The 19,790-nt window shown below is 73.1% G+C and carries 21 protein-coding genes; 10 read left to right on the forward strand and 11 right to left on the reverse strand.

The window, feature by feature from the left end; genetic code table 11:
- Nucleotides 1-68: 68 nt before the first annotated feature.
- Both ACH4ZA_RS26285 and ACH4ZA_RS26290 read right to left on the reverse strand, forming a co-directional pair.
- Nucleotides 69-716, reverse strand: coding sequence for a hypothetical protein (locus ACH4ZA_RS26285; RefSeq protein WP_398431926.1), 648 nt, complete (start codon nt 714-716; stop codon nt 69-71).
- Between the two features lie 54 nt (nt 717-770).
- A complete protein-coding gene (locus ACH4ZA_RS26290; RefSeq protein WP_398431927.1) occupies nt 771-1,175 on the reverse strand; it encodes a MarR family winged helix-turn-helix transcriptional regulator in 405 nt (134 codons plus the stop codon).
- Between the two features lie 86 nt (nt 1,176-1,261).
- Between ACH4ZA_RS26290 and ACH4ZA_RS26295 the strand changes: the two genes are divergently transcribed.
- Complete coding sequence (locus ACH4ZA_RS26295; protein WP_398431928.1) at nt 1,262-2,764, forward strand: MFS transporter; 1,503 nt, start codon at nt 1,262-1,264, stop codon at nt 2,762-2,764.
- Nucleotides 2,765-2,859: 95 nt separating this feature from the next.
- Nucleotides 2,860-3,144 (forward strand): DUF6332 family protein, encoded by a 285-nt coding sequence (locus ACH4ZA_RS26300; RefSeq protein ID WP_398432031.1) that lies wholly within the window; start codon nt 2,860-2,862, stop codon nt 3,142-3,144.
- Here the strand turns inward: ACH4ZA_RS26300 and ACH4ZA_RS26305 are convergent.
- The 3 genes from ACH4ZA_RS26305 to ACH4ZA_RS26315 form a co-directional block, all read right to left on the reverse strand.
- Complete coding sequence (locus tag ACH4ZA_RS26305; RefSeq protein ID WP_398431929.1) at nt 3,105-3,770, reverse strand: response regulator; 666 nt, start codon at nt 3,768-3,770, stop codon at nt 3,105-3,107. The genes ACH4ZA_RS26300 and ACH4ZA_RS26305 overlap by 40 nt on opposite strands.
- Complete coding sequence (locus ACH4ZA_RS26310) at nt 3,767-5,074, reverse strand: sensor histidine kinase (RefSeq protein WP_398431930.1); 1,308 nt, start codon at nt 5,072-5,074, stop codon at nt 3,767-3,769. The genes ACH4ZA_RS26305 and ACH4ZA_RS26310 overlap by 4 nt, the downstream gene beginning before the upstream one ends.
- 107 nt (nt 5,075-5,181) lie before the next feature.
- Complete coding sequence (locus ACH4ZA_RS26315) at nt 5,182-5,613, reverse strand: MarR family winged helix-turn-helix transcriptional regulator (protein ID WP_398431931.1); 432 nt, start codon at nt 5,611-5,613, stop codon at nt 5,182-5,184.
- A 121-nt stretch (nt 5,614-5,734) separates the two neighbouring features.
- Here ACH4ZA_RS26315 and ACH4ZA_RS26320 point away from each other — a divergent pair, with 121 nt between their 5' ends.
- On the forward strand, nt 5,735-6,262 hold the full coding sequence (locus tag ACH4ZA_RS26320; RefSeq protein ID WP_398431932.1) for a MarR family winged helix-turn-helix transcriptional regulator: 528 nt from the start codon (nt 5,735-5,737) through the stop codon (nt 6,260-6,262).
- On the opposite strand, the gene ACH4ZA_RS26325 is transcribed toward ACH4ZA_RS26320, so the two are convergent.
- Nucleotides 6,259-6,951, reverse strand: coding sequence for a TetR/AcrR family transcriptional regulator (locus tag ACH4ZA_RS26325; protein WP_398431933.1), 693 nt, complete (start codon nt 6,949-6,951; stop codon nt 6,259-6,261). The two genes, ACH4ZA_RS26320 and ACH4ZA_RS26325, sit on opposite strands and share 4 nt — an antisense overlap.
- 153 nt (nt 6,952-7,104) lie before the next feature.
- Here ACH4ZA_RS26325 and ACH4ZA_RS26330 point away from each other — a divergent pair, with 153 nt between their 5' ends.
- Nucleotides 7,105-7,560, forward strand: coding sequence for a nitroreductase family deazaflavin-dependent oxidoreductase (locus ACH4ZA_RS26330; RefSeq protein ID WP_398431934.1), 456 nt, complete (start codon nt 7,105-7,107; stop codon nt 7,558-7,560).
- A 9-nt stretch (nt 7,561-7,569) separates the two neighbouring features.
- Here the strand turns inward: ACH4ZA_RS26330 and ACH4ZA_RS26335 are convergent, their stop codons facing one another.
- On the reverse strand, nt 7,570-8,853 hold the full coding sequence (locus tag ACH4ZA_RS26335; protein WP_398431935.1) for a geranylgeranyl reductase family protein: 1,284 nt from the start codon (nt 8,851-8,853) through the stop codon (nt 7,570-7,572).
- 203 nt (nt 8,854-9,056) lie between these two features.
- On the opposite strand from ACH4ZA_RS26335, the gene ACH4ZA_RS26340 reads away from it, so the two are divergent.
- Nucleotides 9,057-10,412: a dipeptidase gene (locus ACH4ZA_RS26340; RefSeq protein WP_398431936.1), complete on the forward strand. Its 1,356-nt coding sequence runs from the start codon at nt 9,057-9,059 to the stop codon at nt 10,410-10,412.
- Between the two features lie 802 nt (nt 10,413-11,214).
- Here ACH4ZA_RS26340 and ACH4ZA_RS26345 read toward each other — a convergent pair.
- Nucleotides 11,215-12,270: an NUDIX domain-containing protein gene (locus ACH4ZA_RS26345; RefSeq protein WP_398431938.1), complete on the reverse strand. Its 1,056-nt coding sequence runs from the start codon at nt 12,268-12,270 to the stop codon at nt 11,215-11,217.
- A gap of 142 nt (nt 12,271-12,412) precedes the next feature.
- Entirely contained in the window at nt 12,413-12,607 is a 195-nt protein-coding gene (locus ACH4ZA_RS26350) for a hypothetical protein (protein ID WP_398431939.1), read from the reverse strand.
- 131 nt (nt 12,608-12,738) lie between these two features.
- Between ACH4ZA_RS26350 and ACH4ZA_RS26355 the strand changes: the two genes are divergently transcribed.
- Nucleotides 12,739-13,674: an ADP-ribosylglycohydrolase family protein gene (locus ACH4ZA_RS26355; RefSeq protein WP_398431940.1), complete on the forward strand. Its 936-nt coding sequence runs from the start codon at nt 12,739-12,741 to the stop codon at nt 13,672-13,674.
- Nucleotides 13,675-13,822: 148 nt separating this feature from the next.
- Here ACH4ZA_RS26355 and ACH4ZA_RS26360 read toward each other — a convergent pair whose 3' ends face one another.
- Nucleotides 13,823-14,785, reverse strand: a complete 963-nt coding sequence (locus ACH4ZA_RS26360; protein WP_398431941.1) for an ROK family protein — start codon at nt 14,783-14,785, stop codon at nt 13,823-13,825.
- A 232-nt stretch (nt 14,786-15,017) separates the two neighbouring features.
- Between ACH4ZA_RS26360 and ACH4ZA_RS26365 the strand changes: the two genes are divergently transcribed.
- The 3 genes from ACH4ZA_RS26365 (at nt 15,018) to ACH4ZA_RS26375 (ending at nt 17,275) form a co-directional block, all read left to right on the forward strand.
- Nucleotides 15,018-16,055, forward strand: a complete 1,038-nt coding sequence (locus tag ACH4ZA_RS26365; protein WP_398431942.1) for a LacI family DNA-binding transcriptional regulator — start codon at nt 15,018-15,020, stop codon at nt 16,053-16,055.
- A 7-nt stretch (nt 16,056-16,062) separates the two neighbouring features.
- Nucleotides 16,063-16,800: a hypothetical protein gene (locus ACH4ZA_RS26370; RefSeq protein WP_398431943.1), complete on the forward strand. Its 738-nt coding sequence runs from the start codon at nt 16,063-16,065 to the stop codon at nt 16,798-16,800.
- Nucleotides 16,801-16,885: 85 nt separating this feature from the next.
- The gene (locus tag ACH4ZA_RS26375; protein WP_398431944.1) at nt 16,886-17,275 is read left to right on the forward strand and encodes a VOC family protein; all 390 of its coding nucleotides are present in this window, start codon (nt 16,886-16,888) and stop codon (nt 17,273-17,275) included.
- A gap of 83 nt (nt 17,276-17,358) precedes the next feature.
- On the opposite strand, the gene ACH4ZA_RS26380 is transcribed toward ACH4ZA_RS26375, so the two are convergent.
- On the reverse strand, nt 17,359-18,663 hold the full coding sequence (locus tag ACH4ZA_RS26380; protein ID WP_398431945.1) for a DUF6986 family protein: 1,305 nt from the start codon (nt 18,661-18,663) through the stop codon (nt 17,359-17,361).
- Nucleotides 18,664-18,861: 198 nt separating this feature from the next.
- Here ACH4ZA_RS26380 and ACH4ZA_RS26385 point away from each other — a divergent pair, with 198 nt between their 5' ends.
- A complete protein-coding gene (locus ACH4ZA_RS26385; protein ID WP_398431946.1) occupies nt 18,862-19,785 on the forward strand; it encodes an endonuclease/exonuclease/phosphatase family protein in 924 nt (307 codons plus the stop codon).
- Nucleotides 19,786-19,790: the final 5 nt, after the last annotated feature.

A 19,790-nucleotide genomic window follows, 5' to 3' on the forward strand; every position in this document is an offset into this window, starting at 1 on the left:
TGCGCTGATGACGGATGCGTGCGGAAGCCTAGCGACCGCGTCGACCCGGCTCCGGGGCCGTGTGCGGATCAGCGCGGAATCTCCTCCACCTGTGCGAAGCCTTCCGTCGCGGTCCAGTCCAGCCGGGTCAGCGTCTCGGTGGAGTTCCTGGTGAAGCGCAGGCGCCCCGCGCCGCCGTCGCCCTGCGCGGCGACCTTCGTCCAGCCGTCGAAGTCCTCGGTGAGCTCGGCGTCCCAGCGTCCGAGATCCGCCGTGCCGACCGCGGCGATCGACTCGGTGGGCGGTTCGCCGTCATAGCAGTAGTCGCCCCAGTCCGCGATCACGGCGACCGTGTTCCCGAACGCCTTGAGCGTCAGGCTGTGGCAGCGGTCCGCCGCGGTCGCGTACACCAGGCGGGGCGTGCTCCAGGCGCCCGAGCCGGCGTCCCGGTGCCGCTCCACGAGTCCGCGTCCGGCCGCGTAGGACATGCCCACGCGCCGGCCGTCGGCCAGGCGGATCTCCCCGTCGAAGCGGGGGTCCGAGGACGAGGACGGGGTCGGGGCCCCGGTCGGGGCGGGGGACCGATTCGGCGAGGCTTCGGCGACGGACCTCGTCGGCGTCGCGGTCACCCCGGCTCCCGTGTCCGCCGCCCCCGTGCCCGACGTCCCGTGGCAGGCCGCCGCGAGGCCCGCCGCCATCGCCGCAGCGGCCAGGGCCCGCAGTGGATCACCGCTCATGCGCATCCCCCCATGGTGCCCCCGCACGCCGAGCGCGACCACGACGGGCGACTGTCAGTCCGACAGCATTCTGGTCAGCACCGCGCGCTGCACCGGCCGTACGTCGCCGTGCAGCGTGCGTCCCTTTCCGGTGAGCGCCACGCGGACGCCTCTGCGGTCCTGCGCGAACAGGCCGCGCTCGACGAGACCGTCCTTCTCCAGACGGGCGATGAGCCGCGACAGCGCGCTCTGGCTGAGATGGACCCGTTCGGCGATCTCCTGGACGCGGAAGCCGTGCGAGACGTCCCGTGCGGCCGACCCGGCGAGGACCTCGAGCACCTCGAAGTCGCTGGCGCACAGGCCGTGTCGGTGCAGTGCCCGGTCGAGTTCGCACTGGGTGCGGGCGTGCAGGGCCAGCATGTCCCGCCACTGCTCCACGAGCGCCTGCTCGGCCTCGGCGCCGTCCTGCTCCACCGCCATGGGGCGCACCGTAGCAGAGCACGAATTTTGTTGCACCTGAATTAAATGCATTTGCATTCGATGCATACGCATGTACTGTCCTCGGCATGACCTCTCCGCTCACCTCCCCTGCGGTCCCGCTCCCCGAGGGCCACTGGACCGCCCGGCGCTGGGGCACGCTCCTGGTGCTGTGCGCCGCGATGTTCCTGGACGCGCTCGACGTGTCCATGGTCGGCGTCGCCCTGCCGTCCATCGGCTCCGACCTCGGACTCTCCACCTCGACCCTGCAATGGATCGTCAGCGGCTACATCCTGGGTTACGGCGGACTGCTCCTCCTCGGCGGTCGCGCGGCCGACCTGCTGGGCCGCCGCCAGGTGTTCCTGGTCGCGCTCGGCGTCTTCGCGTTGGCCTCGCTCCTCGGCGGCCTCGTCGACTCGGGTCCGCTGCTGATCGCCAGCCGGTTCGTGAAGGGTCTCAGCGCCGCCTTCACCGCCCCCGCCGGCCTGTCGATCATCACCACGACGTTCCCGGAGGGCCCGCTGCGCAACCGCGCCCTCTCCATCTACACCACCTGCGCCGCGACCGGCTTCTCGATGGGGCTGGTCCTCTCCGGCCTGCTCACCGAGGCCAGTTGGCGCCTGACCATGCTGCTCCCCGCCCCGATCGCGCTTCTCGCGCTGGCGGCCGGCCTGAAGCTCCTGCCGCGCAGCGAGCGGGAGAGGAACCACAACGGCTACGACGTCCCGGGGGCCGTCCTCGGCACCGCGTCGATGCTGCTGCTCGTGTTCACCGTGGTGCAGGCCCCCGAGGCCGGCTGGACGTCCGTTCGGACCCTGCTGTCCTTCCTGGCCGTCGCCGTCCTGCTGACCGTCTTCGTCCGCGTCGAGCGGCGCTCCGCCGGTCCGTTGATCCGGCTCGGGGTGCTGCGCTCGGGCAGCCAGATCCGCGCCCAGCTCGGGGCGATGGCCTTCTTCGGCTCCTACGTCGGCTTCCAGTTCCTGGCCACGCTGTACATGCAGACGCTGCTCGGCTGGTCGGCGCTGCACACGGCGCTCGCCTTCCTGCCTGCCGGCGCGCTGGTGGCGGTGTCCTCGACCAAGGTGGGCTCGACAGTCGACCGGTTCGGCACCCCACGGCTGATCGCGGCGGGCTTCGCGTTGATGGTCGCCGGGTACGCGCTGTTCCTGCGCGTCGACCTCCACCCGGTCTACGCCGCCGTCGTCCTGCCGTCGATGCTGCTGATCGGCGCGGCCTGCGCGCTGGTCTTCCCCTCGCTCAACATCCAGGCCACCAACGGCGTGCCGGACCACGAGCAGGGCATGGTGTCGGGCCTGCTCAACACCTCGGTGCAGGTGGGCGGAGCGATCTTCCTCGCCGTCGTGACGGCGGTGGTGACCGCGGGCGCCCCCGCCGACCCCACCCCGCAGGCCGTCCTCGACAGTTACCGCCCTGGACTGGCCGTGGTGACGATCGTGGCCGCCGCCGGTCTGCTCATCACCCTCCCCGGCCTTCGCACCCGCCGCGCCCGGAACTCCGTCGTCGTCGTCAAGTCCCCTTCGACGAAGGCGGAGTTCGAGACCGAGGCGGAGCCGGTGGGGGCCCGGGACTGACCCGGAGCGCGCACAGCACCGTCCGCAACGGGACGCCCGGCGGGGCCGATTGCCACGCCGGGCGTCCGCCTGTGACACTCGGCCCCATGGACGGTATGGACGGTCACGGGGGACGGCGGACACAGGCCGAGCGGGACGCGATCACCGTCGAGATCGGATACGCGCTCGTCAGCGCCGTGTTCGCGGCGGCCGTGGTCTTCGGCGCGGTCGCGGGCCCGGCGCTGCTGTTCGACCTGCCCGGCCCGGCGGAGACGTGGCTGGTGCGGGCGGCCCTCGTGCTGGCCCCGGTGCTGTTCGCGGCCCGGGTGGTCTCCGTGCTGCTCCACTTCAGGCCGGGCACTCAGCCCAGCCAGCCCGGCCGCACCAGCCCCGACTCGTAGGCGAGGACGACCAGTTGGGCCCGGTCCCGGACGCCCAGCTTCACCATCGTGCGGCTGACGTGCGTCTTGGCGGTGAGCGGGCTGACGACCAGCCGGCGGGCGATCTCCTCGTTGGACAGACCGATGCCCACCAGCGCCATCACCTCCCGCTCCCGCTCGGTGAGCCGGCCCAGCGCGTCGTCCGTGGCCGGCGCCTTGGAGCGGGCGGCGAACTCGGCGATGAGTCTGCGCGTCACCCCCGGAGAGAGCAGCGCGTCGCCGGCCGTCACCGCCCGCACCGCGCGCAGCAGTTCGTCCGGCTCGGTGTCCTTGACCAGGAAGCCGGAAGCACCCGAGCGGATCGCCTCGAACACGTACTCGTCGAGTTCGAACGTGGTGAGCATGACCACCCTGACCTGGCCGAGGGTCTCGTCGCCGGTGATCCGACGGGTTGCGGCCAGACCGTCCAGAACGGGCATCCTGATGTCCATCAGGACGACGTCGGGTCGCAGTTCCCGCACCGCGCGCACCGCCTCCTGCCCGTCCGCGGCCTCGCCGGCCACCTCGATGTCGGGCTGTGCGTCGAGCAGCGCCCTGAATCCCGCCCGGACCAGCGACTGGTCGTCGGCGAGCAGTACGCGGATCACCGGTCCTCCCTCGTTCCCCGATCGCCCCCGGACGTCGCGGGCAGCACGGCCAGCACCCGGAATCCGCCGTCGGGCCGAGGCCCCGCCTCGATCGTGCCACCCAGGGCCGCGGCCCGCTCCCGCATTCCGGCGAGACCGTTGCCGCTGCCGCCCGCGTCGGCGCCGGTCGCCGGGCCGTCGTCGTCGATCCACAGCCGCAGCGTCGTGCCGCTCGCGTCGAGCCGCACGCGCGCGTGCCGCGAGCCGGAGTGCCGTACGACGTTGGTCAGGGCCTCCTGGACGATGCGGAAGGCGGCGAGGTCCGCGTGCGGCGACAGCCGCGGCGGCCGTCCACTCACGTCGACCACGAGGCCGGCCCGCGCCGCCTGATCCACCAGTTCGGGCAGCCGGTCCAGGCCGGGCGCCGGGGTTCGCGGCGCGTCCCCCGGCGCGCGCAGGGTGTCCAGCACCTGGCGCACCTCGCCCAGCGCCTCCTTGCTGGCGGACTTGATGGCGCCGAGCGCGGTGCGCGCCTGCTCGGGGTCGGAGTCGAGGAGCGCGAGACCCACGCCCGCCTGCACGTTGATCACCGAGAGGCTGTGCGCGAGGACGTCGTGCAGTTCACGCGCGATCCGCAGCCGTTCCTCCCCGGCTCGCCGCCGGGCCGCCTGGGCGCGCTCGGCCCGCTCACGGGCCCACTGCTCACGCCGGCTCCGGACCAGCTCCGCGAGCGCCACGATCGCCACGGCCCAACCGGCGACGACGATCTCCTGTCCGAAGGGGGCCGGATCGTCGCCGGCGGGCGGCAGCCACCGGTACCACCAGTGCGCGACCAGCAGATGCACGGCCCACAGCATGCCCAGGGCCGTCCAGGCGGCCCGGCGGTGTCCGGAGGCGACCGCGGCGAAGCAGGCCACCGCCACGGTCAGGAAGACCGGTCCGTAGGGGTAGCCCGCGCCGAGATAGAGCGCGGCGGCCGCAGCGGTGCCGAACACGACGGCCACGGGGTGCCGCAGGCGCCACAGCAGGAGCCCCGAGGCGGCCACCAGCAGCACGCGCGCGAAGACGTCGAGGGAAGCCCGCTCGCCCTCCTGCGCATGGGCCGCGAAGGCCGAGCCCGCGAGCACGACCACGGCGACCAGCACAGTCGAAAGCCACGGCAGGGGGACGGGACCAGGCTCCGTGTCGTCCCGGCCGTCCGGCCGGCCCGCCCGTCGCCACTCCCCCCGTCCCCTCCATGGGCGCAGCCCCGACGAGAGACCGTGCGAGCGCCGGCGCCGCCGCTCCGGGCCGGCACGCCCGCCACCCACCTGCTCTCCGTCCATGCCCGCCACGCTAGACGCCGCCGGCCTCGCCCGACGTCCGCCGGGCGAGGTCATCAGCCGTACTCCCCCGGAAGTACGGCTGGGGCCCTGCGGTCCCGGGCAGCGGTTCAGCGGGCGGCGAGCGCCGCCTCGACGTTGCCCGCCATCACGGACAGCACGCGCAGCGTCTGCGTGTACTGCTCACCGGTGAGTCCCGTGACGACGACGGCTCGGTCGGCCTTCACCCGGGCCAGGACGTCCGTGTGCGCGGTCCGCCCGGCCTCTGTGAGGGCGAGACCGTCGCCAGGGCCGTCGAGGAGCCAGCCGCGCACGGCGAGCCGGGCCAGCACCTCCGCCGCCCCCGGACCGTCCGCCGTCCAGAAAGGGGCGAGGGCGTCCTGGAGCGCGGCTCGGCCGAGACCGCCGGAGGCAAGCGTGTTCAGCACCTGCCACTGCCGTCGATCGAGCCCGAGGTCCGCGAGGGCGGCCTCGAAGTGCCTCTCCAGGAGGTTGTCCAGATGCTTGAGCCAGTAGCCGATGGGTCGGTCGGACGCGGTCACGGACGCCTCCTGGAGCGGTCTCGGACTGGTTCACAGGCACAGGGTCATGCGACTCTCCGACCCTCCGCCATTCCCATGTAATATGACATACAGTTGTCTTCGACTATGCACAGGAGGGCCGATGGACGGCAAGCCCGGCGCCGACACCGCGGCCATCGAGCGGGCGGTGGTCGCCCTGCGCCGCGCTCAACGGCGCCGCAACCTGGCCCGGTTGTCCGAGCGTCGCGGCGAGCGCGCCGACGATCGGTCCGGGCCGCCCGACGGCGTCTTCGACCTGCTGGACGCGGTGGAGGCCGCCGCCGAACAGGGCGGACGCCTCACCGTCACGGAGGCCGCGGGAGCCCTCGGAGTCGACCAGCCCCGCGCGAGCCGGCTTGCCGCCCAGGCCCTGGAGGCAGGCCTGCTGCGCCGGGTGGCCGACCAGCACGACGGCCGGCGCTCCCTGCTCGCCCTCACCGCCGAGGGGAGGACCGCACTCGCCCGGATCCACGACTTCCGACACCGCATGGTGGCCGAGGCGATGGCCGCCTGGCCGGCCGCAGACCGGGACGCGCTGGCCCGCCTGCTGCCCCGGTTCGTGCACGACTTCACGGCTCTGGGCGACCCCGGCCCGCGCCCCCCGGCCACTCGGCCCGGCGCACCCGACTAGCGCAGGCCCACCTCGCGGGCCAGGCGGGTCACCGCATACCGGAAGAAGGGCTCACGTTCCTCCACGACGCGGTGGAACTGCCCGAAGAGCTCGAACCCGACCAGCCCGTACAGCTGGGCCCAGGCCGCGACGAGGGCGGCGACCACTCCCGGCGGGAGGTCGGGCGCGAGGTCCGTCGCCATCCGCACCGCCTCGGGGACCAGGTCGTCCATCAGGAGTGGCACGTCCAGCCGGTCCTCGCGGCGCGCGTCGCGCACGATGCCGATGAAGAGGAGGCCGACCCGGGCGGCGGCGGGGACGGTGCTCTGAGGGGCGCTGTAGCCGGGCACCGGCGAGCCGTAGATCAGTGCGTACTCGTGCGGATGCGCCAGCGCCCAGGCGCGCACCGCTTCACCGACCGCGACCCAGCGTTCCAGGGGCTCGGCACCCGCAACGGCCGTGTGCGCGGCCTCCGCACTCTCGCCGAGGGAGTCATAGGCGTCGATGATGAGCGCGGTGAGCAGGTCGTCGCGGCTCGGGAAGTACCGGTAGAGCGCCGAGGAGACCATGCCGAGCTCGCGGGCCACGGCGCGCAGCGAGAGCTTGGCGGCGCCCTCGGACGCCAGCTGTCTGCGGGCCTCCTCCTTGATGGCGGCGGTGACTTCGGCCCTGGCCCGGGCCCGTGCGCCTCGAACGGTGTCGCTGCTCATGTCCGCAGTGTCCCACGAAACCGGATCGGTGCACACAACCGTGAGCAGCGCCCAGAAAAGAGAGCACCGCTCTTGCCATGGCCCACCACGCTCGGGCACACTCGTCAGCAGCGAGAGCAGTGCTCACACTTTCCGCCTCAGGAGGCAGCCACCATGTCGACCCACGTGCAGAAGCCCGGCTGGTTCACCGTCAACGTCTTCAACCGTGCCGTGGCCTGGCTGACCCGTCGTGGTCTCAGCGTGTGGGGGTCGAGGGTGCTGGCGGTCCGCGGCCGCAAGAGCGGCGCCTGGCGGACCACCCCGGTGAACCTGCTGACCGTGGACGGACAGCACTACCTCCTCGCCCCGCGCGGCCACGTCCAGTGGACGCACAACATGCGCGCGGCGGGCGGCGGTGAGCTCCACCTCGGCAGAGCCGTGGAGGAGTTCACGGCCACCGAGGTCGCCGACGACGACAAGCCGCCACTGCTTCGCGCCTACCTCAAGCGCTGGAAAGCCGAGGTCGGCGTCTTCTTCAACGGGGTGGGCCCCGACTCCTCCGACGCCGAACTGCGCCGAATCGCCCCCGACCACCCGGTCTTCCGGATCGCGGTCACCGGCCGCCGCTGACGGAAACCGTCAGGAACCGCTTTCGTCGGCCGTCGGCGCCGGCACCGGTTCCGTCGTGGCCGCGATCCGCCGGTCCATCGCGGTCAGCGCGCGCTGGGCCATCGGGTGGGACCGGACGAGTTCACCCAGCGTCGTCCGGCCACGCGTGATGTCGGTGAACGCCCGCCAGGCCGGCCGGAATCCCGTGAGCGCCGCGTGGAAGAGCCCCGGGCGGCGCTCGAACGCGGCGAGCATCCGCTTGCCGACGCTCATCTCCACGCCGAGACCCGCCTTGACCGCGAAGGCGTAGTTCAGCGCCTGGCGGCGGGCGTCGACCGCGTCGTGCGCCTCGGAGATCCGCACCGCCCACTCGCCCGCGAGCCGGCCGGAGCGCAGGGCGAAGGAGATGCCCTCGCGCGTCCACGGCTCGAGCAGCCCCGCCGCGTCCCCGCAGACCAGCACCCGCCCGCGCGAGAGCGGTGAGTCGTCCGCCCGGCAGCGGGTCAGATGACCGGAGGAGATGCTCGGCTCGAACCCGGCGAGGCCGAGCCGCCCCACGAAGTCCTCCAGGTACCGCTTGGTGGCCGCGCCTTCGCCACGCGCCGAGATCACGCCGACGGTCAGCGTGTCCCCCTTGGGGAACACCCAGCCGTAACTGCCCGGCATCGGACCCCAGTCGATGAGGACCCGGCCCTTCCAGTCCTCGGCGACCGTGTCCGGCACCGGGATCTCCGCTTCCAGACCGAGGTCCACCTGGTCGAGCTTGACGCCGACGTGCGCTCCTATCCGGCTCGCGCTGCCGTCCGCCCCGACCACCGCGCGCGCCAGCAGCGTCTCGCCGCCCTGCAGGACGACGGCGACCGAGCGCCGGTCCGGCACCGCCGAGCCGTGCTGTTCGACGCGCTGCACCGTCGCTCCGGTGCGCAGCTCGGCGCCCGCCTTCTGGGCGTGCTCGACCAGCTGCTGGTCGAACTCGGGCCGGTTGATCAACCCGAACAACATCTGCCGGGAGCGGCGCGTCCGGGTGAAGCGCCCGTTGTTCGAGAACGTCACCGCATGGACGCGGTCGCGGAACGGCAACTCGAATCCGGGCGGCAGTGCATCCCGGGAGGGGCCGATGATGCCGCCGCCGCACGTCTTGTAGCGGGGCAGTTCCGCCTTCTCCAGCAACAGCACGCGCCGCCCCGTGACCGCGGCCGCGTAGGCGGCCGAAGCCCCCGCGGGTCCCGCGCCCACGACCACGACGTCCCACACCTGCCGGGCGTCGTCCGCCGAAGAGTTCTCGTCGTCCGCCGCAGAGTTCTGGCTGCTCACGATGGTCTACTGCTCCCGATCAAGCCGCTTGCCGCACCTGTCTCCCCGCATCCTACGGCGGAGATCGTCACGGTCCGATGACGGTCCGCTGTGGCAGGATCGGCGGCGTGCGCGCCCCCACCCGGCAGGCGCGTACGCTCGCACGGTCCCTCGAACGGACCAGTGCCACCCTGTACAACGTCGCACCCACAAGGAGCGTGCCCATGTCGTCGAATCCGGTCGCCGAGACCGTCGCCTCGCTGATGCCCAGGGCGCGGGCGGAGCTCACCGAACTGGTGGCATTCGCCTCGGTGGCGGACTTCGACCAGTTCCCGAGGAGCGAGAGCGAGGGCGCCGTCGAATGGATCTCGGCGGCCCTGCGGGCCGAGGGCTTCCAGGACGTGACCGCGCTCGACACCCCCGACGGCACCCAGTCGGTCTACGGCTGCCTGCCCGGCCCGGCCGGCTCCAGGACCGTCCTGCTCTACGCCCACTACGACGTGCAGCCGCCACTGGACGAGGCCGCGTGGACCAGCCCGCCCTTCGAACTGACCGAGCGGGACGGCCGCTGGTACGGCCGCGGCAGCGCCGACTGCAAGGGCGGCGTGATCATGCACCTGCTCGCGCTGCGCGCCCTCAAGGCGAACGGCGGCGTGCCGGTCACCGTCAAGGTGATCGTCGAGGGCTCCGAGGAGCAGGGCACCGGCGGCCTGGAGCGGTACGCGGAGGAGCACCCCGACCTGCTGACGGCCGACGCGATCGTCATCGGCGACGCGGGCAACTTCCGCGTCGGTCTGCCGACGGTCACCTCCACCCTGCGCGGTATGACCATGCTGCGGGTGCGGATCGACACCCTCGAGGGCAATCTGCACTCCGGCCAGTTCGGCGGCGCGGCCCCCGACGCGCTGGGCGCGCTGATCCGCGTCCTGGACTCGCTGCGCGCCGAGGACGGCTCGACGACGGTCGACGGCCTCACCGACGACTCGCGGTGGGAGGGCCTGCAGTACGACGAGGCGCAGTTCCGCCAGGACGCCAAGGTGCTGGACGGCGTCGGCCTGATCGGTTCCGGCACGGTCGCGGACCGCATCTGGGCCCGTCCCGCCGTGACGGTGCTCGGCATCGACTGCCCGCCGGTCGTCGGGGCCACGCCGTCCGTGCAGGCGAGCGCCCGCGCGCTGATCAGCCTGCGTGTGCCGCCGGGCGTCGACGCCGCCGAGGCCACGAAGCTCCTCCAGGCTCACCTGGAGGCGCACACCCCGTGGGGCGCGCGGGTGAGCACAGAGCAGATCGGCCAGGGTCAGGCGTTCAGCGCCGACACCGCCAGCCCGGCGTACGCGGCGATGGCCGAGGCGATGGCCGTCGCCTACCCGGGCCAGGAGATGCAGTACGCGGGACAGGGCGGCTCCATCCCGCTGTGCAACACCCTCGCCGGTCTCTATCCGCAGGCGGAGATCCTGCTGATCGGCCTGAGTGAGCCCGAGGCGCAGATCCATGCGGTCGACGAGAGCGTGTCCCCGCAGGAGCTGGAGCGGCTGTCCGTGGCGGAGGCCCTGTTCCTGCGCCGGTACGCGGCGAGCTGATCCGCCGGGTACGGATACCGACGGGGGCGACGAGGGCGCGGCCTGCCCGCGCAAGGGCGCCTACCGGTGCGAAGGCTGGTGCCGGAGAGTCTCCTCACCCGGGCACGTCACGTCGGCAGCCCAGTGGTCGCCGGCCACTGGGCGGCAGCCCGCTCACCGACGGACCGCTACGCCACGGTCGCCGACATCACGGCCCCGAGGCCGTCGCACAGCGCTCCGCGCGAGCGGGGCCGCCGAAGGCGGATCCCGCCACAGGGGCCGAAGGAAGACGGTTCCGGGCACGGAGACCGGCGGATAGCGGTTCCGGGCACAGGGACCGGCGGATAGCGATTTCGTGCACGAGATCGGCGGGAACCGGTTCCGAGCACAGGGACCGGCGGATAGCGGTTCCGTGCACGAGATCGGCGGAAACCGGTTCCGAGCACAGGGAAAGCACAGGACCGACGGAAAACGGTTCCGGGCGCAGAGGCGGACGGAATGCGTTGCCGCACCAGAAACGCGCGGAAAGCGGTTCCGCAAGCAGAAGTGTCGGAAAGCGGTTCAGAGACCAGAAGCCAGCGGAAAGCGGCTCCCGACGCGGAGACCGGCCGAATGCGGTTCCCGGCTCCAGAGGCCGGTCGAATGCGGTTGCCAGCTCCAGAGGCCGGTCGAATGCGGTTGCCGGCTCAGAGGCTGACGGAAAGCGGTTACCGGCTGCTCAGCGCGTGACCAGGACGGCTGGGCCGTCTCGGGCGAGGGCCGCAAGGTCGTTCCCGGCGGCGTCGTTGCGGGGGCGGGGCGCGTCGCGGTCCGACCGCCGCGCTCACCCCTGCGGAACGCCCGCTTCGAGGTAGTGGGCGGCCCCGCGCTCACGGGCCCGCAGCGCCCAGCGCAGTCGCTCGTAACGGACCGGCGGCAGCAGGACGGCGGCCTCCTCCTCCGTCACGAAGCGCCAGGCACGCAGCTCGGGGCCGGGCAGCAGCAGCCCTTCGACGGCGGCGGCGTCGAGTCGGCCGCCGTCGAAGAGGAGGCGCAGGCCCCCGTAGCGCGGCGGTGCGGGCCGCTCCCAGTCGACGACGAGCAGCCGGGGGACGTCCGTCAGCCGGATCCCGGTCTCCTCCTCGACCTCGCGGATGCCCGCGCGCGCGGGCGCCTCGCCGGGTTCCACCACACCGCCGGGAAATTCCCAGCCGGGCTTGTAGGTCGGGTCGACGAGCAGCACCCGGTCCCGGTCGTCGAAGAGGAGCACCCCGGCGGCCAGGGTCTCGGCGGTGGGCTCGGGGGTCTGCACGATGTCGCAGGCGGACGCGGCGCCGCTGCCGACGGCCTCGGCGATGCGCAGGGCGGTCTCGTGGGGGGTGAGGACGCCGTTGTCGACGGGATGGGCGTCGGCGGTGAGCCAGGTCGCGAGGGCGGCGCGGTAGGGCTCGATGTGGTCGTAGGACCACTGCCGCACCCGTATCTCGCCGTCGGGTTGGTCGGCGGGGAGGTCGGCGGGGATCTCCCGGCCGGCTGTCCGCTCGCGCAGGATCGTTTCCGCCGGAGCGAGGAGCACGTGCCGGACAGCGATGCGGCGGGCCGCGAGACCGCCGAAGATCTCGTCGCGGTACTCCTGCCGCAGCAAGGTCATGGGGACGACGAGGGTTCCGCCCAGTTCGGCGAGGAGCGCGGCCACCGTGTCGATCACGAGTCGCCGCCAGATCGGCAGGTCCTGGTAGTCACCGACCTCGGCGAGACGCTTGGGCGGCAGCAGGTGCGGGAGCGCCGCGCCGACGACCTCGGGGTCGAAGAGCGTGCTGTTCGGGATCAGGTCGATCAGTTCCCGTGCGGTGGTCGTCTTTCCCGCACCGAACGCGCCGTTGATCCAGACGACGGTCACGGTTCCCCCTCTTCTGTTGGCCCCCTGTGGCTTGCCCGTTCCACCCTGCCACGGAAACCAGTTCGCGTTGAGAGCCCGGGGACGTGCCGACGCCGGCGCCCCTCGCGGTGGGGCGCCGGCGTCATGGCTCTGGGGGCGTCCGTCAGCCGGCCTGGCCGAGGGCGTCGTCGTCCACGGCGAGGCTGTCGCTGGAGAGGGTGTGGTCGAGGGAGCTGAGCGTGTCGTTGACGTTCAGTCCGTCGAGGTCGTCGGCGGCCAGGCCGTGCGAGGGGCTGATCGCGGCGACGACGAAGCCGGTGGCGAGGGAGGCGATGGCGAGCATGCTGCGCTTCTTCATGCGCGGATCAACTGTGCGGGCGGGCCCGGAGTCACGCCCGTCCGGCAATCCGTTCGCGCGGCCCGCTGGCCGGCGGTGAGAATGCCGTGGTCGCCGACGTCACCGAGGAGTTGTGTCATGGGAGTTGTGTCATGAGTGGCCCGCCTCACGCCCACGCCAGCCTGGACGGGCTCGTGACGGGGGACGCGTTCGGCGACGCCTGGTTCACCCGCTCCGACGAGCCCGCCGAGGAGCTGTGGGCGGCCCGCGAGCCGCGGCCCGCGCCCTGGCCGTGGACGGACGACTCGGCGATGGCCTGCGTGCTGTTCGCCCATCTGACGGCCCACGGAGAGGTCAGGCCGGGCGAACTGGCGGGCGAGTTCGCCGCCGAGTACGGCCGCGACCCCGGCCGCAAGTACGGCCCCTCCATGCACGGCGTGCTGCGGCGCGTCGCCCAGGGCGAGGACTGGCGCGCGGTGACCACCGGTCAGTTCGGCGGGCAGGGTTCGCACGGCAACGGCGCCGCCATGCGGGTCGCCCCGCTCGGCGCCTGGTTCCGGGGCGATCCGGACGCGGCCCGCGAGCAGGCCCGGCTGTCCGCACTCGTGACCCACGCCCACCCCGAGGCGGTCGCGGGCGCGGTGGCGGTGGCCGTCGCCGCAGCGCTGGCGGCCGGTCTCGAGGGCCGGGACGTCCCGCCGCGCGCCGAGTTCCTGCGGGAGGTGGCCGGTCGTCTGGCGGACGGCGACGTCCGCTCCGGGCTGCTGGTGGCGGCCGGCCTGCCCGGGCACACGTCGGTGCGCCATGCGGCGTCCGTGCTGGGGTCGGGCCGGCTCATCTCCGCTGCGGACACCGTGCCGTTCGCCCTCTGGTGCGCCGCGGGCCATCTGGACGACCTGTCCGAGGCCCTGTGGCAGACCGTCGGCGGATGGGGCGACCGCGACACCACCTGCGCCGTCGTGGGAGGAGTCGTCGCGGCCCGCACCGGCACCGCGGGTGTTCCGGCGGCCTGGCGTGCGGCCCGCGAGGACATCCCCGCCCGGAGCGGCTGGGACCCGCTCGTCGCGGCAGGGGTGGGCGTTCGCTGAGGCCCGCCGCGCCGCGCCGCAGGACCGCACGGACCCACCCGGACACCGACACCCGCGCCCACCCCCACACGCGGGCACCAGCACCAGCACCAGCACCAGCACCGAGGACGCACGCCGGAACGTTCCTGCTTCGCCTCGCTTCCTCCCGTCAGACCCGCGCCGCCGTGGCGCCGACCCCCGCTCCGGTCGCCGCCAGGGCGGCGGCGGCCGCTCCCACCAGGCCCGCGTCCGTGCCCATCTGCGCGGGCGTCACCGTCAGACGCCGGACGAAGGAGAGGGTGGCGTAGTCGCGCAGGGCCCGGCGCAAGGGAGCGAAGAGCACCTCGCCCGCCTTGCCGACCCCGCCGCCGATCACCGCGATGTCGATCTCGACCAGGGTGGCGGTGGCAGCGATGCCGGCGGCCAGGGCCTGGGCGGCCCGTTCGAAGGAGGCCACGGCGACCGGGTCGCCCGCTCGGGCGGCGGCGGCCACCGAGGCCGCGGAGACATCGCCGTCGGGGCCGGGCAGCCAGCCGTTCTCCCGCGCCCGTCGGGCGATGTTGGGGCCGCTGGCGATGCGTTCCACGCAGCCGCGCGCTCCGCACGGGCACGCGTCGCCGTCGAGTTCGACGCTGATGTGGCCGATGTGGCCGGCGTTGCCCGTGGGTCCCGGGTGCAGCCGGCCGCCCAGGACCAGGCCGCCTCCGACGCCGGTGGAGACCACCATGCACAGCGCGTTGGCGTGGCCGCGCGCGGCGCCCTGCCAGTGCTCCGCCGCCGTGATCGCGACGCCGTCGCCTATCAGTTCGACCGGCAGCCCTCCGGTGGCCGCCCGGACCCGCTCGACCAGCGGGTAGTCCCGCCAGCCGGGCACGTTCACCGGGCTGACCGTGCCCGCGGAGGCGTCCACCGGGCCGGCGCTGCCGATGCCCACGGCGTGGACGCGCTCCCATCGGGGGGACGCGGTCAGCTCACCCAGCACCCCCTCGACGGCCCGCATCACGGTGTCGCCGCTCTCCTGCGCCGGCGTGGGCCGCTGGGACCGGGCCAGGATCGCTCCGGAGCCGTCCACCAACGCTCCGGCGATCTTGGTGCCGCCGATGTCCAGCGCGGCCACGAGGTCGGTCTGCATCAGTCTGGGTTCTCCCCGTCCACCATGGAAAAGAGCTGCCGGTCCAGCGACTGGGGACGCGGGCCGGAGTTTGCGACGGACAGTGTCCCCCGCCGTTGACAACGTTGTCCAGGCTCTATGCTCGACGCCACATCCTCATACAGACCCAGGCGTCACGCACCCCTCGCGCGCAACATTCTGTGGAAATCGTGCGTGACCGCCCCCGTGGACCGACAGGACAGGACACAGCATCGTGCCCGAGACGCAGCGCCGGCCAGAGAATCGTTACGGCAACCGTCCCACCATGAAGGACGTGGCAGCTCGTGCCGGGGTCGGCCTCAAGACCGTGTCGCGCGTGGTGAACGGCGAGCCCGGGGTCACGCCGGAGACGGAACGGCGTGTCCAGGAGGCCATCGACGCGCTCGGCTTCCGCCGCAACGACAGCGCGCGGGTGCTGCGCAAGGGCCGCACGGCCAGTATCGGGCTGGTCCTGGAGGACCTGGCCGACCCCTTCTACGGGCAGCTCAGCCGCGCGGTGGAGGAGGTGGCCCGGGCGCACGGGACGCTGCTCATCAACGGCTCCAGCGCCGAGGACCCGGACCGTGAGCAGGAACTGGCGCTCGCGCTCTGCGCCCGGCGGGTGGACGGACTGGTGGTGATCCCGGCCGGCGACGACCACCGCTACCTGGAGCCCGAGATCAAGGCGGGGGTGGCCACGGTCTTCGTGGACCGGCCCGCCGGGCGGATCGACGCCGACTGCGTCCTGTCGGACAACTTCGGAGGAGCCCGGGAGGGCGTGGCCCATCTGCTGGCGCACGGGCACCGCCGGATCGGCTTCATCGGCGACATGCCGCGCATCCACACCGCCGCCGAACGTCTGCGCGGCTACCGTGCGGCGATGGAGGACGCGGGGATACCGGTCGAGGACGCCTGGATGTCCCTGGGGGCGACCGATCCGGTGCGGGTGCGCCGGGCGGCCGAGGAGATGCTGGCCGGGCCCGCGCCGGTGACGGCGATCTTCTCGGGCAACAACCGGGTGACGGTCACCGTGATCCGGGTGCTCGCCGAGCAGCCCCGCAGGACCGCGCTGGTCGCCTTCGACGACCTGGAGCTCGCCGACCTGCTGCAGCCCGGTGTCACCGTGGTCGCCCAGGACGCGGTCACGCTCGGGCGTACCGCCGCGGAACGCCTGTTCCGGCAGCTGGACGGCACCGTGCTCGCGCCCGAGCGGATCGAACTGCCCACCCGGCTCGTCGCGCGCGGCTCGGGTGAGCTGCCGCCGGCGGAGTGAGACGGTCGTGGACGCCCGCGGCGCGCGCCGCACTCTGGAGGCGCTGGGGCTCGCCGAGGCGCCGCGCGACCGCCCGCTGAGCTATCCGGGAGTGTGGCCGGCCGGGTCCGGTCTGCTCGACGGCGACGAGTGGCTGCCGCTGGAGCGGCTGAGGCATCCGGGCCGGACCCCGGTGGTGGCCGTCGGATCCAACGCCAGCCCCGCCCAACTACGGCACAAGCTGGCCGCGTTCGACGTCTCCGCCGCCGTCCCGATGACGAGGGCGCGGGTGACGGGCGTGGAGGTGGGGGTGTCGGCGCACATCAGCCGGGCCGGATACGTGTCCGCGTCTCCCGTCCACGCTCCCGCCGCCACCGTGGAGTTGTTCGTCATCTGGCTGGACGCCGGGCAGCTCGAGGTCCTCGACGCGACCGAGCCGAACTACGACCGGGTCGTGCTGCCGGCGCCCGGCTTCCGGGTCGAGCTGGAGGACGGCGAGGCACTCCTCGACGCGTTCGCCTACGTGAATCATCACGGAGTGCTGCATGACGGCTCCGGCGTTCCGCGCCGTCATCCCGGGCAGCGCGCCCTGCTCACGGAACTCCTTTCGCAGTCGTCCGAGTTGCGGCGGCTGTTCGGCGCCACGCCGGAAGAGTTCTGCGCCCGGGCCCGGGCCGACGCACGGCGTTGCGAGCAGGGCACGCGAGTGTTCGCACAGGAGAAGTGGGTGACCGCGTCCGGTCTGGAGCACCTGCACGTCCGTTAGGGTGATCGAACGGCGTCGCGTGTCGGTCACCGGCCGGGTGAGGCATGGAGGCGCCCGTGAGTCTGCCTTACGGAGGCATTCACACATGTCAGTCGAGTTGAACCACACCATCGTCCATTCCCGTGACAACCGCGAGTCCGCCGAGTTCCTCGCCCACATCCTGGGACTCGAAGTCGGGGCCGAGTGGGGCCCGTTCGTCCCGGTGGCCACGGGTAACGGAGTCACCCTGGACTTCGCCGCCGTCCCGGCGGAGTCGATCGTCATGCAGCACTACGCGTTCCTCGTCTCGGACGAGGAGTTCGACGCCGCCTTCGACCGGATCGAGCGGGCGGGGATCGCGTACTTCGCCGATCCGCACGGCAGGCAGCCCGGTGAGATCAACCATCACCACGGCGGCCGGGGCGTGTACTTCATGGATCCCGCGGGGCACGGGATGGAGATCATCACGACCCCGTACACCTTTCCCGCGCAGTAGCCGGGCCTGAGGCTGACGGCCGGGCGGGGCGCGCCCCGCCCGGCCGTCAGCCGTCCGCGTGCCGGTGCCGGGCGGCCGGCGCCCTACTGCGCGGAGGCCGTCAGGTCGCCCCGGCGGGGCGCCGCGAAGCCCTCCAGTGCCGGCCGGGTCAGCCCGGTCGCCTCGCTCACCTCGGCCGGGTCGAGCGCACCGCAGTCCAGACCGCGCAGCAGATAACCGCTGAGGGCCTTGGCGGTCGCCGGCTCGTCCATCACGTCCCCGCCGGCCCGGCCGGCGTATCGGGACAGGCGCTCGGCGGCCTGGACGAAGCCCTCGCGGTAGAAGGCGAAGACGGCCGCGTAGCGGGTGGGCAGGTGGCCCGGGTGCATGTCCCAGCCCTGGTAGTAGGCGCGGGCCAGGGCGCGGCGGGTGAGGCCGTAGTGCAGCCGCCACGCGTCGTGGACCTGTGCGGTCGGGCCGACCGGCAGGACGTTCGTGGAGCCGTCCGAGACGCGCACGCCGGTGCCCGCGGCGGCGACCTGCATGATCGCCTTGGCATGGTCGGCGGCGGGGTGGTCGCTCGCCTGGTGGGCGGCGGAGACGCCGAGACAGGCGCTGTAGTCGAAGGTGCCGTAGTGCAGTCCGGTGGCGCGGCCCTCGGCGGCCTGGATCATGCGGGCGACGGTGGCGGTGCCGTCGGAGGCGAGGATGGACTGGCTGGTCTCGATCTGGATCTCGAAGCCGAGGCGGCCGGGAGTCAGGCCGCGGGCCTGCTCGAAGGCCTCCAGGAGCCGGACCATGGCGGTGACCTGTTCCGGGTACGTCACCTTCGGCAGGGTGAGGACCAGGCCGCCGGGCAGGCCGCCGGCGTCCGCCAGGCCGGTGAGGAAGACGTCGAGGGTGCGGATGCCCCGGTCGCGCACGGCGGCCTCCATGCACTTCATGCGGATGCCCATGTAGGGGGCGGCGGCGCCCTCGGCGTACGCCCGCGCGATCAGCCGGGCCGCCCGGGCGGCCGCCTCGTCCTCCTCGGCGTCCGGGCGGGGTCCGTAGCCGTCCTCGAAGTCGACCCGCAGGTCTTCGACGGGCTCGCGTTCCAGCTTGGCCCGCACGCGCGCGTACACGGGTTCGGCGAGGTCGTCGGACAGGCCGAGGCAGGCGGCGAAGGAGGCCGCGTCGGGGGCGTGCTCGTCGAGGGCCGCGAGGGCCAGGTCGCCCCAGGAGCGGATCGTGTCGCCGTCGAAGACGTCGCCGGGGACGTAGACGGTGTGGACGGGCTGGCGCGTGCCGGGGTCGCCGGGATAGCGGCGGTCGAGTTCGGCGTCGACCGGGGCCAGGGAAGCGCTGATCTTCTCGCTGACGGCGCCCGCGAGGCTCGTCGCCACCGTCTCCTGCTGGCCCTGGCCCATTCCACATCCTCCAGTTTTCCGCTGTACGGAATCAACAATCCGTAGAATGAAGTTATCCGGGTGCCTTCCGGCGGGTCAACACCCTGTCCACGGCAGGGTCCCGCGCACCTCTCGCCGCACCCACGCCCTCTTCCGTACAACAGTTCACCCGTTCATCCTGTCTCACGGGGCGCGTGGGAGCGGAGACGAGGGGGACGCATGACGAGGAGCGGCAGGACGACCCGGCGGGCGGGACTGAGGACCGTGCTGGCGGCCCTGGCCGCCGTCCCGCTGATCGGCACGGCGGGGGCGTCCGCCGCCCGACAGGAGAGCCTGCCGGGCGGGCTGCTCCGGCCGGCGCCCTTCCCTCCGCTCGAGGTCATGACGTTCAACCTGCGCTTCGCCTCCGCGCGCAGGCCCCACAGCTGGGCCGTCCGGCGTCCCGTGATGCGGGAGTTGCTGCACCGGGCGGCCCCGCACGTCATCGGCACCCAGGAAGGCCGCCCGCGGCAGTTGCTGGACATCGAGGCCGACCTCGGACCGCACTACGCCTGGATCGGGACCAGTCGGGGCGTGGGCCCCGACGAGGCGGTGGCCGTCTTCTACGACACACGCCGGCTCGTCCCGGCCGAGTACGGGCACTTCTGGCTCTCCGACACCCCGCAGGTGCGCGGTTCCAACACCTGGGGCGGTGGACATCCCCGTATGGTCACCTGGGTCCGCTTCCGCGATCTGCTGGCCGCGGGGCGGCAGTTCTGCGTGCTCAACACCCACCTCGACAACGCGAGCCAGTACGCGCGCGAACGTTCCGCCGCGCTCATCGCCGCGCGGATCTCCCGGTTCGACCCCGCGCTGCCGCTGCTGCTGACCGGCGACTTCAACACCGTCGCGCACGAGAATCCGGTGTACGACAGGCTGCTCGCCGCCGGACTGGTGGACACCTGGGACACGGCGCGCACGCGGGGCGACGCGTACGCCACGTATCACGGGTACAAGGCGCTGACCCCGAACGGGAGCCGCATCGACTGGATCCTCGCGACGCCCGGCGTGCGCGTCCAGCGGGAGTGGACCGACGCCTTCAGCCTGAACGGTCAGTACCCGAGCGACCATCTGCCGGTACGGGCCTCGCTGACCATGGGATGAGCGAA

It is taken from the genome of Streptomyces sp. NPDC020597, assembly GCF_044335095.1.
Taxonomy (GTDB): Bacteria; Actinomycetota; Actinomycetes; order Streptomycetales; family Streptomycetaceae; genus Streptomyces.